This window comes from Thermanaeromonas sp. (genome assembly GCF_021890735.1).
In the GTDB taxonomy this organism is placed as follows: Bacteria; Bacillota; DSM-521; order Neomoorellales; family Neomoorellaceae; genus Thermanaeromonas.
In genome coordinates, this window is sequence record NZ_JAKKUR010000012.1 from 1 (window position 1) to 15,362 (window position 15,362).

Annotated in this window: 13 protein-coding genes; 2 read left to right on the forward strand and 11 right to left on the reverse strand. The window is 48.4% G+C overall.

Annotated elements, in window-relative coordinates; genetic code table 11:
• Both L5656_RS04050 and L5656_RS04055 read right to left on the reverse strand, forming a co-directional pair.
• Positions 1-639: SIMPL domain-containing protein (locus tag L5656_RS04050; protein ID WP_297199407.1), on the reverse strand; the 639-nt coding region annotated here is incomplete at its 3' end.
• A 144-nt stretch (positions 640-783) separates the two neighbouring features.
• The gene (locus L5656_RS04055) at positions 784-1,539 is read right to left on the reverse strand and encodes a globin-coupled sensor protein (RefSeq protein ID WP_297199410.1); all 756 of its coding nucleotides are present in this window, start codon (positions 1,537-1,539) and stop codon (positions 784-786) included.
• Positions 1,540-1,683: 144 nt separating this feature from the next.
• Between L5656_RS04055 and L5656_RS04060 the strand changes: the two genes are divergently transcribed.
• Entirely contained in the window at positions 1,684-2,541 is an 858-nt protein-coding gene (locus L5656_RS04060) for a patatin-like phospholipase family protein (protein WP_297199413.1), read from the forward strand.
• On the opposite strand, the gene L5656_RS04065 is transcribed toward L5656_RS04060, so the two are convergent.
• Both L5656_RS04065 and L5656_RS04070 read right to left on the reverse strand, forming a co-directional pair.
• Positions 2,489-5,806, reverse strand: a complete 3,318-nt coding sequence (locus L5656_RS04065; RefSeq protein WP_297199416.1) for an S-layer homology domain-containing protein — start codon at positions 5,804-5,806, stop codon at positions 2,489-2,491. The two genes, L5656_RS04060 and L5656_RS04065, sit on opposite strands and share 53 nt — an antisense overlap.
• A gap of 38 nt (positions 5,807-5,844) precedes the next feature.
• Positions 5,845-6,267: a gamma-glutamylcyclotransferase family protein gene (locus L5656_RS04070; protein WP_297199419.1), complete on the reverse strand. Its 423-nt coding sequence runs from the start codon at positions 6,265-6,267 to the stop codon at positions 5,845-5,847.
• Between the two features lie 192 nt (positions 6,268-6,459).
• On the opposite strand from L5656_RS04070, the gene L5656_RS04075 reads away from it, so the two are divergent.
• Positions 6,460-7,122, forward strand: coding sequence for a hypothetical protein (locus L5656_RS04075; protein ID WP_297199422.1), 663 nt, complete (start codon positions 6,460-6,462; stop codon positions 7,120-7,122).
• A gap of 8 nt (positions 7,123-7,130) precedes the next feature.
• Here the strand turns inward: L5656_RS04075 and clcA are convergent, their stop codons facing one another.
• The 7 genes from clcA to L5656_RS04110 all read right to left on the reverse strand — a co-directional run bounded on the left by clcA (position 7,131) and on the right by L5656_RS04110 (position 15,246).
• Positions 7,131-8,741: a H(+)/Cl(-) exchange transporter ClcA gene (gene clcA / locus L5656_RS04080; RefSeq protein ID WP_297199426.1), complete on the reverse strand. Its 1,611-nt coding sequence runs from the start codon at positions 8,739-8,741 to the stop codon at positions 7,131-7,133.
• Between the two features lie 177 nt (positions 8,742-8,918).
• Positions 8,919-9,851, reverse strand: coding sequence for an NAD-dependent epimerase/dehydratase family protein (locus L5656_RS04085; protein WP_297199429.1), 933 nt, complete (start codon positions 9,849-9,851; stop codon positions 8,919-8,921).
• A 102-nt stretch (positions 9,852-9,953) separates the two neighbouring features.
• Complete coding sequence (locus L5656_RS04090; RefSeq protein ID WP_297199432.1) at positions 9,954-10,142, reverse strand: hypothetical protein; 189 nt, start codon at positions 10,140-10,142, stop codon at positions 9,954-9,956.
• A gap of 17 nt (positions 10,143-10,159) precedes the next feature.
• On the reverse strand, positions 10,160-11,752 hold the full coding sequence (locus L5656_RS04095; protein WP_297199434.1) for an L-lactate permease: 1,593 nt from the start codon (positions 11,750-11,752) through the stop codon (positions 10,160-10,162).
• 361 nt (positions 11,753-12,113) lie between these two features.
• Positions 12,114-13,055, reverse strand: coding sequence for an oxalate oxidoreductase subunit beta (locus L5656_RS04100; protein ID WP_297199437.1), 942 nt, complete (start codon positions 13,053-13,055; stop codon positions 12,114-12,116).
• 23 nt (positions 13,056-13,078) lie between these two features.
• A complete protein-coding gene (locus tag L5656_RS04105) occupies positions 13,079-14,266 on the reverse strand; it encodes an oxalate oxidoreductase subunit alpha (RefSeq protein WP_297199440.1) in 1,188 nt (395 codons plus the stop codon).
• A 20-nt stretch (positions 14,267-14,286) separates the two neighbouring features.
• Positions 14,287-15,246, reverse strand: a complete 960-nt coding sequence (locus L5656_RS04110) for an oxalate oxidoreductase subunit delta (RefSeq protein WP_297199443.1) — start codon at positions 15,244-15,246, stop codon at positions 14,287-14,289.
• Between the last annotated feature and the right edge of the window lie 116 nt (positions 15,247-15,362).

The window sequence follows — 15,362 nt, forward strand, 5'->3', positions numbered from 1 at the left end:
GCAGTTTGTTCCAGGCTTTGAGCCGCCCGGTAAACGGGGATCCAGGGCTGGTTTACCTCCACGGAAACAATTTGAGGAGCCCCCTAGCTTAACTCCCAAAGCCTGCGCGACCACTTCTCCTTTCCGCCGGGCATCCTGCACGGCCAGGCTCAAAGCCTCAAGTTCCAATTCACGAGCACTAGATACCAAGAAACGTAAGCCGTGGACTTGATTTGCTCCCGCGGCAAGGGCAGCATCCACCACTTGACCTGCTTTTTGTACTGGCTTTACTGTTACGATCAAACTGCTAGTAGCCCGGTAAGCTACGATCCGGGGCACCTCTTCCTTCTCCGGAGAAGGAGCATATTCTGGAAAAAGGCTTAACTCTCCTGTCTTAAGATCAACATCCTCAATGCCAGCTTCTTTAAGTTTTTGAATTACTGCATGCATGATCCTGCTGTTTTCTTCTTGGGCCTGGCTAGCTGTAAGACCCCGGGTCACCACACCGACGGTGATTTCTGCTATATCAGGCACAGCCCACACCTTTCCAATACCGCTCACCGTTATTCCACTATAGTCAACACCCGCCATTGCCGGGGAAGCAAAGCACAAAATGAATACCAAAACTAAAAAAACTACTATCAGTTTGCTTGCCTGCATGAAATATACACTCCTCTCCCAATTTAAACGTTGCTAAAAACTGGTACCTTCCGAGTTTGCTAGTAAAAGCAAGCTCACGAAGGGCAAGTAGACAATTCTTTCTCGCCCTCAATAATTTCTTCCTCACTTCGCCAAAGGCTTCTTCTATCTAGATTGTCGCATAGCTTCAAGGATGGCAGAGTTTTCCTTAACCTTCTGAGCTATATCTTGAGCCGATTTTGAAGTGCGCGCAGCCAGCTCACGGACGGACTGCGCTACTACTGCAAAGGTTCGCCCGTGTTCCCCTGCCCTTGCCGCCTCTATAGAGGCATTTAAGGATAAAATTTTAGTTTGGTCGGCGATATCGCTGATTATAGAAGCCACAGCAGCTATCTCTTCATGGAAGTGGGTGAGCTTGTCGAGCTGGTCTACTATGTAGCTCTCAATGGCTAACTGCATATCAAAAATAATACGCTTAACAAAGGCTTCCATCAAGCGAAGGCATAATTCAGGGTCTTCACGGTTATATTTCCATATAATGCGTTGAATGCTCTGGATATACAGCCGATAAGCCCCTAAGTACCATTTGGGATAAAGCCCAATCTCCTGGTGTTTTTTGCCAATCTTTATCCGCCAGCGGATGTAATTGTTGTCGATCTTGTCATCGGTTAAACTTATAAAATATTCCTTTTGAGTTTTAGAAAGCCTTTCTACAGTGCTATGCTTATTTATAAGGGAATTAAGGTACGAATACTTCACAAGATAATCATAAAATTCCTTTACGACCTGGTCGGCTTCCTGTAGAAAATTTTCCCGTTGGCTATGCATCAACTTCAAATCTTCTTCTGTTATTTGAAGGAAATTCACCTGCTCGTAATAACTCTCTAGCACTTGCTTATCCTTCCCCACACCAACAGCCATTGTTCTGCCCTCCTAGACTTCGGTAATATAGGGTATATTTCGCCCTGAAGGTGGACTTTCCCTTTCGGGAATTTTTTAGAAACCTTGCTCCCGGAAAGGGCATATTTTAATCATGTAAGAAATTCTAAATAGTGGAGAATCCTAATGAGGCGTTTCGGTCTCGCCCTGGGAGGTGGGGGGCTTAAGGGGGCAGCCCACCTCGGAGTCCTTCAAGTGCTGGTAGAAAACCACCTTTATCCCGACCTGGTTGTGGGTACCAGCGCCGGCTCCATCGCCGCTGCCCTCTTTTGCAGCGGAAAAATGTCCAATCTTAGGGTCCTCAAAGAGTTGGTTCAATTTGTTATTCCTGGTAAAAACTTTCTTAAAAGCTGGCCATCGGGACTACTTAACGGAAAATTACTTGAGCAAATATTAAAAGAAACCTTAGGTACCTTAAAGTTTAGCGAGCTAAAGATACCCATGGCCGCAGTAGCTTGCGATCTTTATAGCGGTAATACCGTAGTTTATACTTCCTTAATTCCCTCTCGTCCCCTTCCCCCCGGGACAATATTAGGCGGCGATATCGCCGTCTGGCAGGCAGTCAGGGCTAGCATCTCTTTACCGGGTATTTTCTCCCCTGTCCCTGTAGGGCCTTACCTGTTAGTAGACGGAGGTGTAACCTGTAACGTTCCTGCTGATATCGCGCGCTTTTTGGGTGCCTCCGCTATAATTGCGGTAGACCTCAGTACCCCAAAGGCACCGCGCTCCTTTGACCATCCCGGAGAAGTTCTATGGCGAAGCTTCGAGATCATGGGCAGCCGCTTAACAACGACAATCCTGTCTCTTTATGCCGACTTGGTTATCTCCCCTTTCCGGGCCTTGGAGAATCCGCCGGGTTTCTGGGAAGCTCACCGTATTAAAGAATTTGTGGAAGCGGGAAAAGCCTCAACTCAGGCAGCTTTACCCAAAATTAAGGAATTGTTAGGAAAGTACTCTCTAATAGCCCCAAAAAACGGTGAATGAGGGCTGCAGCCTCTGCACGGGTAAGAAGGGCTTGGGGCTTAAGAAGCCTTCCGGGGTAACCGCGGAGCAGGCCCTGGTCTACCGCCCATTGGACACCTTCTGCAGCCCAGAGTGATACAGATGGCCCATCGATAAAGGCTTCTAAACTGTTAATACTGGCCTGCTCTTCCCCTTGGCCCTCCCCTACAGATACAGAGTTTCCCCTGCCATAAGAGGCCCTAGCATAGGCATCAACTCTTTCTTGCCCTTCAACTTTCTTTAAGCTCCTAAATAGGACTAGAGCAGCTTCCTCCCGTGTCACCCCGTTTTGAGGCCGAAAAGTACCATCCTGGTATCCGTTCATTATCCCTGCCCATGCAAGGCGGGCAACCGCTCCTCTATACCAAGCCCGGAAAGGCACATCTGGCCAGTCACCCTTACCCCCTTCCGGAAGCCCCAACACCCTGTCTAGCAATATAGCAAATTCTGCCCGGGTTATGGGGCTTTCCGGGGCGAAAAGGCCATCTCCCCTGCCATAGATTAAACCTTTATGAAACAAGGCCGTTATAGCTGTATAAGCCCAGTGGGAGGGAGGGACGTCTTTAAAACTTGCTATTTCACGTGCAGGCTTCTTCCTATCTTCTCTTTCCCGACCGCCATTACCGGTGTTATGGGAGAGTTCGCTCCCGATATCCCCAGATGAGCCATCATCAGAAAGAAAATCATTACCAGGAAAACCATTACTAGAAGAGTTACCGCTAGAAGATCCCTCACCCCCTTCAAAACCCTGCTGATCCTCGCTGTCATCACCCCCAGGTCCCGGCTGCTCAATCAACGGCGCGTATACGATGGTGGCCTTGGCTTCGGCCTCCCAGCCAGCTCCATCGCGGAAAATGACTATAACTCTCCGTTCCCCCGGCGGTCCGGGCAGGAGCTCCCACGCTTTAAATTCTGAAAAAGGCTCCCACGATCCTCTAGGTCCGCCTTCGTTGGATATAGATACTTCCTTTATACCGGTTGCATCCTCTCCGCGCAATCTCAGTTCCACTGTTAGTTGCGAGGTCTCCATAGCGCCTCCGTTAATCAATACCTCCAAATTAGAGGGGGGTTCCCGGTCAAGAACCAACCTGTCCTCAACCCTACGAGCATTACCCTTCCCATCCTCGGCTGCAAAGATTAGCGTATACCAGCCATCGGGTATCTCTGCCGTCTCCCAAACTAAGATCTCCTGTAAATTACGCCCTTCTTCCCCCCACCATATCCTCTCCATTACCTTTTCTCCAGAAGAACCATAGATAACCAAAGTGGCTTTATCCAGCCAGGTTTCTTCATATACGGCCACCCCTAATGTCAAAGGCTCCCTGGTAAGCCATTTTTCTGCTGGACAGGTAAGAGTGAGTTCGGGAGGTTTATCATCTAGATAATAACCATGAGGTGCCCAGGGTGAAAAAATCAGCTTCCCGGTTATGTATTCTCCATGCCCCTCCGGATTAAGTTCCCGGTGGTAAGGCCCGCTGCTGCTGCCCCAAAAGTTTAGGGGAGCAGCGATCTCTATTTCTTCCTGAGCCTTCACTCCCATGGTATTGTTAAAAATATCGTTACGGGTCAAATCTAATCGAGCTTGAGTTATACCCTGTAGATCTAAACCGGTATTATTAGCGTTAAGAAAGTTATCTTTAAAAACTCCTTCTATCCCTCCCACCATCCTTACTCCGGTATCATTTTCTTTAAAAGTGGAGTGCGAAAAAAGAAGGCCTGCAATATTCTCAATATGGGCACCTACGGTGCTCCGGGTAAAAATATTGCCCTCGAGATTTACTTGGGTAGACCCGGAAATCATCAATCCCGTATCATTTTCTTCCCATAAAGAACCAGAAAGGATTACATCCCTGCTTCCGCTCAACAACACGCCTATCCCGTTATTGCGGAAACTAGAACTTGTAATATTTACTCCTTCGCCTTCGCTCACTTTAAGACCTACAGGCCATCGTTCTGATCTAAGACCTTCTATATCCAAAGCACGGCTCCTCAAGATAAGTATGCCGGGAGCAACGCCACCCGTAAATCCCAACGGCCTCTGTATCGTATTATTTCTTAAGTTTCCGCCGGAAACAGTCTCCATTACAATACCCTGACTGGTAGATATTACGCTATTCTCTTCGGCTATTATTTTTTGAGCCCCGCTTATATAGAGGCCCGTGGCAAAACCTTCCAAAATATTGTCTCGCATTATTATATCTCCGGCTGCACTGATGGATAAGCCCAAATCCCCGGGCCCCTTTATTTCATTATTCTCAAGCTCTAGGAAGGCCGGCGGGCCTCCGCTACGGCTTTTTAGAACTATAGCAGGAATGTTGGGTGAGGGCGAGGTTGTAAAAGCTCCGCGGCTTAAAAAATTCTCTCTCAACCTTACTGCTTCAGTCTGGATATCTAAGGCTGTTCTATCGCCACGGTGTATAGATAAGCCCTTTATATCTACTTCGCCATAGGCATTTATTTTAATGATAGATAAACCTTCTCGGCTGGCTTCGATAGACCCGCCCTGGATGCTAACCGAAGTAGTCCCTGCCTCTACCCATAAGGCAGAACCGGCAAGCGGGTTGTCAGGTCTACCCCACTGGCAGTTCTGGAAGGCAAAATAAGTAGATGGATGATTACTGTTTAAGCCGCTAAAATAAACCGCCCCTTTTGTGTGACGTTCAAAGGTAACGGAGGAAAAAACACCGGTAAAATTTTGTACTGCATAAGCCACCCATACACCGTAATTCAACCCCCGGGCCGCTCCACCGTACCATTCCAGTTCCCCATCACGTTCGAATTTTATAGAGGAACTTCCTTCAATTTCCATGTTCTCCAACCGCAGTTTTAAAGGGTAGTAGGCCCCATCCCCAGGAGCGTAAATGCCGTTAGCCTTTATGCTGTCCGCTAATAAACTACCATTACGGATAACGGCATGGTAAACTTGGCCTGCTACCGTAAGGGCGTCCTGTCCACCCGGGGCCCTAACCCTAGCCCCGTTCAGATCTAATACGACGTCATTAACACGCAACTCCATTCCTTCGTTGAACTCCACCCCTGGCTCGGTCACCCTAATATAATCTCCTGGCCAAGCATCATCCAGGGCCTCTTGTAAAGTAGTAAAATACCTCCCTTGGGTTTCGTTATAAACTGCATAAGTAACGCCAGCAACAGCGTGGGTTCCCGCAGTTCCTGCTATAAAAGATAAACTTCCTCCGACTAAAGCTGCGAAAGTGATAAAGAGTAATTTGAAAAGTGGCTTCCGCACTTTCCCGTCACCTCATTGTCTTAATTCGCCCCTTTCCCCTATTTTTCCTCCTTTGGAACATTTTTCGACAAAATATGCACCCTTCTTCTAGAACCGGGTTCCCAGGGTTGCTCCTCCCAGGGAATAGCTGTTTCGCGGCGTACCGGTCGCAACCAAAAGTAGAGCCAGGCAATTATTTTTTCTCCGGTTTCTACTAACACTACTGGCCACAAGCGACGCCGGTAAAGCTTCCCATTGTCTTCCAGCTTATCGATGTCTAGAAGAAGCTCTAAAGATATTTCGTATAATTCCCCCCGCACCGCTTTGTTCTTTTCGGGGACAGCACCGGGAAAATAAGGGGTTACTGCATACAGCCCTACATCGTAGGCCACAGCTTCCCCTAGGAAACGAGCATGTTCCAAGAGCCCATGGTTTCGCCTACCTCTAAGGAGGGAACCGTACACAAAAAGGTTCTCCGGCATCCTAAAGCTCCCCTTCGGTCTTTTTATGCTTCCTTAAGCACGCACATCCCAGGTTTTTCGCAGGAGAAAGCCCAGTCTCAGCTTGGAAGATAAGGGTGGAAAAGGGTATATTGCCCATGCGCTTCTACAGCTAGTATACTAAAAATAGTATACTAGAAGGTTAATCAAGATAAATCCGAGGTGAAAACGCTGATGCCAGACGCAGTGCGTATAGCCTGGAGTAGCACCCATCAGGAATTTTTAATAACGGATAGTTATTATTTCTCTATCCTAGCTAAAGAAAGCCAAAAACAAGGGCTCATCATCGAGGAAATATCCGAGTTCCCTGACCTTTTCTCATATGATGTAATTGTTTTCAATTACCCGGAGCAACCCTTTACTGAGGAAGAGATTAACCAAATAAAAAGGGCGGTTACCGAGGAACATAAAAGGGTAATATTTGCCGCCCATTTCCAAAATAAAGACAATGTCGCCTATATATGCTCTCAAGTGGCCCAACATTTCGGAATGCGGGCTTATCCAGGTGAGGTAATGGACCGGGAAAATTGTCTTATGGACGATCCTTATATGGTAGTGACCTCCAATGTTCTAGCTTATAATGAAGGCGTACAGAAGGTAGTTTTCCCTTACGCCGCCCCGATAGAAGTGTGTGGTCCTGCCCGGATCATCCTTAGGGGAATGCCCACTACTTGTACAAAAGAAGGACAAGCCTTTCCAGTCTTAATGGCGGAAAAAGTTTTAGCTGGAGGGGGAAGCTTTATACTTTCGGGAAGCTGTGTCTTCTGGGATAATTTCTCTATAGTGCAGCTAGATAATCTTAAATTCATACTTAACTTACTAAAAGGCCCCTTCTAAGCTTCTTTTTATCTCGGCCTTATACGGCAGCGAGTTAGCTTGTCAAATTCTTCTATAACCTTTCCGGCTTTCCCCTCAGAAACAATAACTTTTAAATGGTCCCCTTCTAGAAGTCTAGTAGAACCACGGGGAATTATCTCTCTGGTACCCCTATTAACAGATACCAAAAGGCACTCGGGGGGAAGCCTTAGATCTTTTACCCGACATCCGCTGGCAGGAGAGCCGCTTTCCACCACAACTTCTATAACCGTTGTTTTCTCTCCGCAAGGCAACGAAGCTTCCCCCTCGCTTTTATTTTTCATTAAATCCCTCTCTAAAAGCATCTCATAAACAGGTAAAGTGCCTAAAGCCTCTGCTACTATATAGGCCACTACACAAGTAAGTAAAAGAGGTAACATGTGCTGGTAGTGACCAGTCATCTCGATTATTAATACAATCCCTGTAAGAGGAGCGCGCACGATAGCCACAAAGTAAGCTGCCATACTTATTATGGCAAAGCTTGGTGCCATACCTTGGAGATTGGGAAAAAGATAACCGCTGATTTGGCCTAAAAAAGAACCTATCAAGGTTCCTAAAACCAAAAGAGGCAAAAAGATGCCCCCTGGTACTCCTGCGCTATAGCTTATAATTGTTAAAAGAAATTTAGCTATAAAGAGGACGGGAATAACCTGTAAGGCTACTTTGTTGGCCAACACACTCTCTACCAAAAAGTGCCCGCCTCCCAAAACCTCTGGTAAAAAATAGCCCACTATGCCTGCCAAAACAGCCACTGATGATGCTCGGAGCCAACGGGGCACTTTTGTTAACTTATCGGCTAAATCCAGGCCTCCTTGTAAGGCGCGGTTAAAGCTTGCTCCTAAGACACCAGTGGCTACTCCCAAAATTACAAATAAAGGTAACGTAGTTAGGGGCAAGGGCAATAAATTTTTTACCTGGAAAGTAGGGAGCGGCCCCAGGATTTTCTGGGATATAAGATCTGCAGCAATGCTGGCTGTAAGAGCTCCTCCCAGAACGTAAGGAGAAAAATTACGCCGGAGCTCTTCCAAGACAAAAACTACACCAGCTAAAGGAGCATTAAAGGCAGCCGCCAGCCCTGCTCCAGCTCCACAGGCTATCAACTGTAGCTCTTCTGCTTTTGTTCGCATAAGACTTTTACTTACCGCCTGGCCTGCAGCAGCTCCCATCTGTACCGTAGGGCCTTCCCGACCTAAGGATAACCCTGCCCCAATAGCTAAAGCCCCGGCTATAAACTTCACAGGAATTATTCGCCACCAGACCAGCCTCTGTTGCCTCATCAAGACTGCTTCCACATGGGGAATACCGCTACCAGCAGTTTCCGGAGCAAAACTGGTCAACCAACCGGCAAGCCCTCCGGCTAAGGCACCCAAAAAAGGCAATATCAGCCATCCCCAAGCAGGTATACTACGCGCCCATATCAAAACATTATTGCGGTATATCTCAACCTCTGTTAATACTAAGCGAAAGGCTACACCTACTATTCCAGCAACAATTCCTGCTAAGGTCCCCTCCAGTAAAAAGCGGAGGAAAAAGTTATACCTGTTCACCCACGGGATAGCAGGATTAGAGGGACCTTTAGATAAAACAGCTTCGTTTTTCACCGGTTTCCCTGCTCCTAGATATCTTTTTTGAATACTCACTTCCTTATTATAGCATCCCTCTCTTCCATTGTTAGAAGTGCTTTTTACCCTTCTCCCTGTCTATTACTGCTTCGCCCCAGTAGGTCCAACGAACCTTACGCGCAAGTCCCTTCCCTCCTGTAATACTATCACCTTGCTTCAGCTTTGTTCCTGTTTTACCCGCTCGATGGTGTTTTTAAGGGCCTGGATAAACATGGCCCTGGTCTCGGCTGCTGTACGCTGGGGCCGGTAACCCAATTCCCGGGCAGCCTTATCCCAGCTTAAATCCCACACCTCATTTAAAAAGGCGGGCCCTTCCCATTGATCACTCGGTATAAGCTTAACAGAAGATCTCGACCCAGTCAGATCAATGATCATGGCTCCTATTTCTTCCCACGTCAAAAATAAACTGCCTACGTTATAGATTTGACCGGCTGCCCGGGGATTCCCCATGGCCAGCCGCATGGCTTCAGCCAAGTCAGCCATAGTGACAAAAGTGCCTCCGGCCCCGGATACCATTTCTAAAGGCTGGTTCTCCAGAGCCCTCTTAATTAAATTGCGCAGGTGCCTGCCGCCTATTTGTTCGCCAAAGGCCCACCAGAAGCGAAAGATGGTGACAGGCAACTTCTGTTCTCTACAATATATAAGACATAACTTCTCCGCCACATATTTACCGAGAGCGTAAAGGGGTTTCCGCGCTTCTTCTATTAGACAAGGATGGTTTTCCGTCACGGGATGGCTTACAGCCCGGCCGTACACGGTAGCCGTACTGGTATATAAGAAACAAGGGGACCGTAAAGCCTTTGCCTCCTCCAGCAGGTTGATGTGGCCTTGAATATCCTCGCCAAAAATAGTTTCGGCATCATCTGAAAAACTCCAGGCTAGGTTTATGATTACATTTACTCCTTGCACGGCTTCTTTAACCAGCGCTTTGTCAATTAAATTCCCCTTAAAATATGTCGAAATAAACTCATCCTGCTTGAATACTTCTTTTACCTTGTCTAGTACTTTTACCTGGTAACCCTGCTGGGAAAAGTATTTAACCAAATATTTCCCTACATCCCCCGCGCCGCCAGCTATTAAAACTTGCAACGACGTTCCCCCCTTTTCCTAAAGTAAGGCGGCCGGTAGCAAAAACCATTTTATTTGCCACCGCCGCCCATAATTGGGTTTTCGATTTTTATCAACATAAAACTAGCTGAAGTAATAAGTGATGACCCCTGCCGCTAATAACACAAGAAATCCCGCAACAATTACATAAGCATTATGATTCACTACCCCGCTATAAAGCAGAGGGAAATCCAGCCACATCATTATAAATGCAGCCAATTGTCCCTCAGACTTGTATTTTTTTCGAAAAGACTCCTTTTTAACTTCACTCATAGGTTAAGGTACCCCCTTTATTCGATACCCGGGAAGAACACGTAGAGTATAAACCAAGCTACGATACCCACCACAAAAGTCTGCACGGTATTATACAAAGCCGTACGTCTTAAAACTTCCCCTTCTCGTCCGCCCTGACCGGTAACCCCCGTGCCCAAAGCGACGTTCATAGGACAAAACATATTACCGATTGCTCCACCTGTTGTTTGAAGACCTAAAATTACATAAGGACTCAACATAAGAAGTTTAGCTACGTCCCATTGGAGACCCGTAAATAAGACATTAGAGTTAGTATTGCTTCCCGTCATGAAGGCGCCAAGAACACCTATCCACGGAGAGAAAATAGGATAAAGCACACCAGTAGCTGCTAAGCCTTCCGCAATATAGCGCGTCATCCCTGTCTCCATCATAACCACGCCCATCATAGTCATGGTTACCACCGTCATGGTGGCACCCATAACTTGTTTAATGAAGCGGCTGACCAGTAACCTTCCGCCCTTTTTAGGCCAGAGCCCCTTCGCTCGGTAATAGAGGTAGCCCAGTAGGGCGGCCGTAAAAATCAAAGTCCCGGGTGCTGTAAAGAAAGGAATGGGTTGATACTTACTCACTGCCTTATTCGTAAATCCGAGCAGCGTCTTAGTTTCAGGAAAAGCAAATCCTATTTGCCAGGCATTTTGCAAGAATTGTTTTAGAGGCGAGATTAAGTAAACTGTAAATACGACGACAATAAGTATATAGTATGCAGCAAAAGCTACATGAAAGCTATACAGCTCACTGCTTGCCGCAATCTCCGCTTCTAGTGCGGTCTCCTTCGGCTTATATAACCTGGGTACCACAAAACCTCCAACCAGAAGCCCAGCAGCTCCCGCTACCATAGATGCAACATATGGAGTAACAAAATTTGCGACCAGGAACAGAACTATGGCCATAGTCAAAGACATGGTTAAAATAATCGGCGAGTATTCCTTCATACTTCTCCAGCCGCCGTACATATGTGCGATGGAATAACCGCACATAACACAAGCAATTCCGAGGAAAATAGAGGCAAAGAAGGCCAGCCGCCCGGGATCCAAGGTGGTCAGGCGTACTAGAATAGAATAAGAAGAACCCAAGGATCCAAAGGTAACCGCCCAGGAATGCCCGATAAGCGCTGTTGCAGCCGCAAAAATCGGCTCATACCCTAAACCTACCAATATGGGCGCCGCAGTGGCCACGGGCACTCCGTAACCGCAAACACCCTGGACAAAGCCCGGAAAAGCCCAGCCCATCACCAACAACTGAAGCACTCTATTACCCCGTGTAAGCCTAGTGAAAGTATCCGAGATAACTTTGAAGCCGCCGACAAGATCCACAACATTGTATACCGTCATGGCGCCCCAGATAATATACAGCACCCATACCGTAGCCCACAGCCCTTTTAACATCCCCGCAGACAATACGTGCAAATTGCCACCAAACCAAAGGTAAGCCACAACAAGGGTCAAAAACCACCCAACTACCCCTGCCTTACCCCCGCTCCAACGGAAAATCATCATTAGGACAAGCACACTAATAATCGGTAACAGACTTAAAATCCACAACCAAAGTTGAAGATCCGGTAGGCCCCTCATGTTCCCCCTCCTTTAGTTGTTCCGATTCGCCACCTATCCGTATTTTCAACCAGCCAGGCTAACTTTCTGAACTTTTTCACCTCCTTCAGACAAAATTTTCTTGATTTTTACCGTATCACTTCTATGCAAAAGCGCAGAACATCCCGACTAGCAGGGTAGTGTTTAAAGCCTGCACAACTGCTGCGGAAAAGGGGGCAATGAGAGGCTCAAATAATGTTGCGGCTTTCATCTCGAGGGGACTTGATCAAAGCACGAAGATAGGTACAATAGTAAAGGCAGACCTAGCAACCTAAAATTAGCACGTCTTTGCTCCGGGAGCAAGACCACCCGGAGCAAAGACGTCACTACAACCTACAAATTTCTATACCGAAGCCACTGCCGGCACCATAATGCCCACTTCAGCACATTTGGCATCTACAAAAGCCTGAAGCTTCTCGATGTGCTCCGGCTTAAGGTGGGCGAAACGCTTTTGCATCTTGAGGTACTCCGCCACAGGCTTCCTCTTCTCCAGCTTCACCGAAAGCTTGTATTCGCCGTTTTCATATTCATAGAGCTGGAACATGCCCGTCTCTACCGCCAGCTTAGCCATCTCTATAGTCTTTTCGGCCGGGAACTGCCAGCCCTTAGGGCACGGAGCCTGAATGTGGATATAAGCCGGTCCCTCCACATTTAGGCCTTTCCGTACCTTGTTCATCAGGTCCACGGGCCACCCTATAGAAGCGGTAGCCACGTACTTGAGTTCAGGATGACCGTGGGCGATGATCTTGGGATTGTCCTTGGGGAACAACTTTTTCCCTTCCGGTACCTTGGGACCAGACGGAGTGAAAGTGGTCCAGGCTCCGTACGGCGTGGTAGGCGAAGTCTGGATACCGGTGTTAGCATAAGATTCGTTATCATAACAGATGAAGAGCACATCATGGCCACGATAAATCATTCCCGAAAGGGCTTGGAGCCCGATGTCCACAGCTCCGCCATCCCCAGCGAAGACAATCACGTGAGGGATTTCACCCTGATATTTCTTCTTACGGGCTAAGACCTTGAAAGCCGCCTCTATTCCTGAGGCCACCGCCCCCCCGTTAGTGATCTGGGCGTGGATCCAGGGTACACGCCACGGGCCGCAACCGTAGCTTGTATTAGCCACATACATACATCCGGTCGGACCTACAAAAATCGTATTGGGCCCTGCTGCTTTGGCGGTAAGCCTGTAAGCCAAGGCAGGCCCGCACCCGGCACAGGTGCGGTGCCCGGGTACGTAATATTCCTCGTCAGGCGCTTTCCTTATGGACGGTATCCTTTCTAGCATTTTTCTACCCTCCCTCCATTGAGTTACAGCTCAAAGGGAAGCCAATAGGCCGTCTTTTCTACTTTACCGGTCTTGGCGATCTCTTTTAGTTTCTGGAACATCAGATAAAACTCCTCACGGGTAACCACTTCGCCGCCCAGACCGGCTACAAATCCCACTGTCTTTACCTTATCACCGAAATCATACAGCGCTGCCCGCAGTTCGCTGAGCAACACACCGCCGTTACAGGCTATACCAAAGTTTACGGAGTTATCCAACACCCCGATAGCCTTGAATCTGGACATGCGCTGTCGTATCTCTTCCGTCGGGAAAGGACGGAAGGTCCGTAACCTTACCACGCCCACTTTCTCACCCAGGTTACGCAGCCTTGCTGCCACAGCCTTAGCGGTGACCATATGAGCACCCTGCCCGAAAATAACCACTTCCGCATCATCCGTCAGATATTCCTCCAGGAAAGGATCATACCGACGGCCGAAGATACGGGCGAATTCTTCATGGGCTTCTTTAAGGACCTCGTAGGCCGCCTGCATGGCCTGGTAGCGCTGGTACTGCAAAGGTGGTCCCATGGCTGGCTCAATCTGGGCACCAATGATCATGGGGTTCTTGGGGTCGAGTACGTGATGATTCTTATAGGGCGGCAGGAACTCTTTCACCTGAGCGGGATCCGGGATATCCACTTCCCCTAGAATATGGGTTATATAGTACCCATCCTGGCACACGTACTGCGGAAGCATAACCCGGGGGTCCTCGCCGACTCGGTAATAAATGAGGTGCATGTCTAGAACTTCTTGCTGCGTTGAGGCCCAACCTTGGATCCAACCCTGATCCCGGCAGCATTCGGCATCGGTATGCTCAGACCCAAAATCTCCGGGCGGATCCAAGGTACGGTCGCCTATAGCCATCTGCACCGGCAGGCGAGCTCCTGAAATCGGGGAATAAACCTCAAAGGCGTAAGTCACGCCTACACCGGAGCTCCCGGTGAAGGTCCTGGCCCCGGCGGCCGACGCGCCGTAAACAACGCTTAGCTGTGCGTGCTCACCCTCACCATGAATGAATTCAGCATCCAGTTCACCATCGGCAACCATACGGGCCAGCTCAGACATGATACCCGTGTAGGGCCGGATAGGATAAGATACTATTACATCTACGTCCGCTAACTTGACCGCATTAGCTGCGGCCACACATCCCGAGATACGCTTCACTTCACCCATAATTTTCACCTCCTAAAATTTTAGTCTTTGAAATCCAATTCTGGCACATTAGTCAGGGCCCCGCTCGGGCATACATCTACACAGATGCCGCATCCCTTGCAATACTTAAGGTTGAATACAGGTCCTTCATCGGTACGGGTGATACAAGAATCCGGGCAGTAAATCCAGCAAGTATAGCATTCCGTACACATCTCCCGGTTGATGACCGGCCGCTTCATCCGCCAATTGCCCGTAACCATGCCCTCGTTCTCAGATACCGGCGAAGGCACCGTGCCGGCAAAAGGCAATTGTTTAAGCCTCTCTGCCGCCGTAACTGCCACTTCCTCTACTGCTTCTTTAGCCTCGAGCTTAGTTATCTTCGCTAACTCGTAGCCACGCCGCATAGCATCAGGATTCTTAACTACTTTGGCCAAGTTATCCAAGCTGACAATACCGGTCGCCTTTACTACTGCACCCACTAAAGGAGCCGAAATACCCCCGCCGATGCCTGTAGCATCAGTGGCACCTTCCGCACCGGACAGGGTAGTTACCGCAGTAGACAGGCTGGAAGCATCTACAGTAACAAGAGTCTCCAGATTACCCGTATCACCAAGGAAACTTAAAATTTCTTCGGGGCTTCGAGCCGTGTTCACTACGAGTACCCCACCACGCCGTAAACCTTTTAGAACGGGCACACCCTTAACCAGGGTCTCCTCTACCAGTACCACAATGTCCGGAGTCTCATTTTCATAAATGTACTTGCTTTCGATGGGGTCCGTGCTGATGCGGGCATAAGCCCGTACGGGAACGTATACGCGGTCCGGGAGATCCACATAGTTCTCCCATGCCTGCACATACTTACCTTCCCTGGCAGCTGCTTCGGCCAAGGCTACCACAATATCTCGGGCATCCTTGTTCATCACCACGCCCCGGGCCCATACAGTAATCTGCTTTAGCCCAGGTTCGGCAAACAGATCTTTAGGAACAGAGGTAACAGACAATTTAGATGCCTCCTTTCTCTTAAGGTTTGCAACATCTCGACAGCACACATTTTTAATACATTTACAAAACCCTTGACTTTTCCCGGTAGCTATTCCTTTCAAGATAACTACTCCTC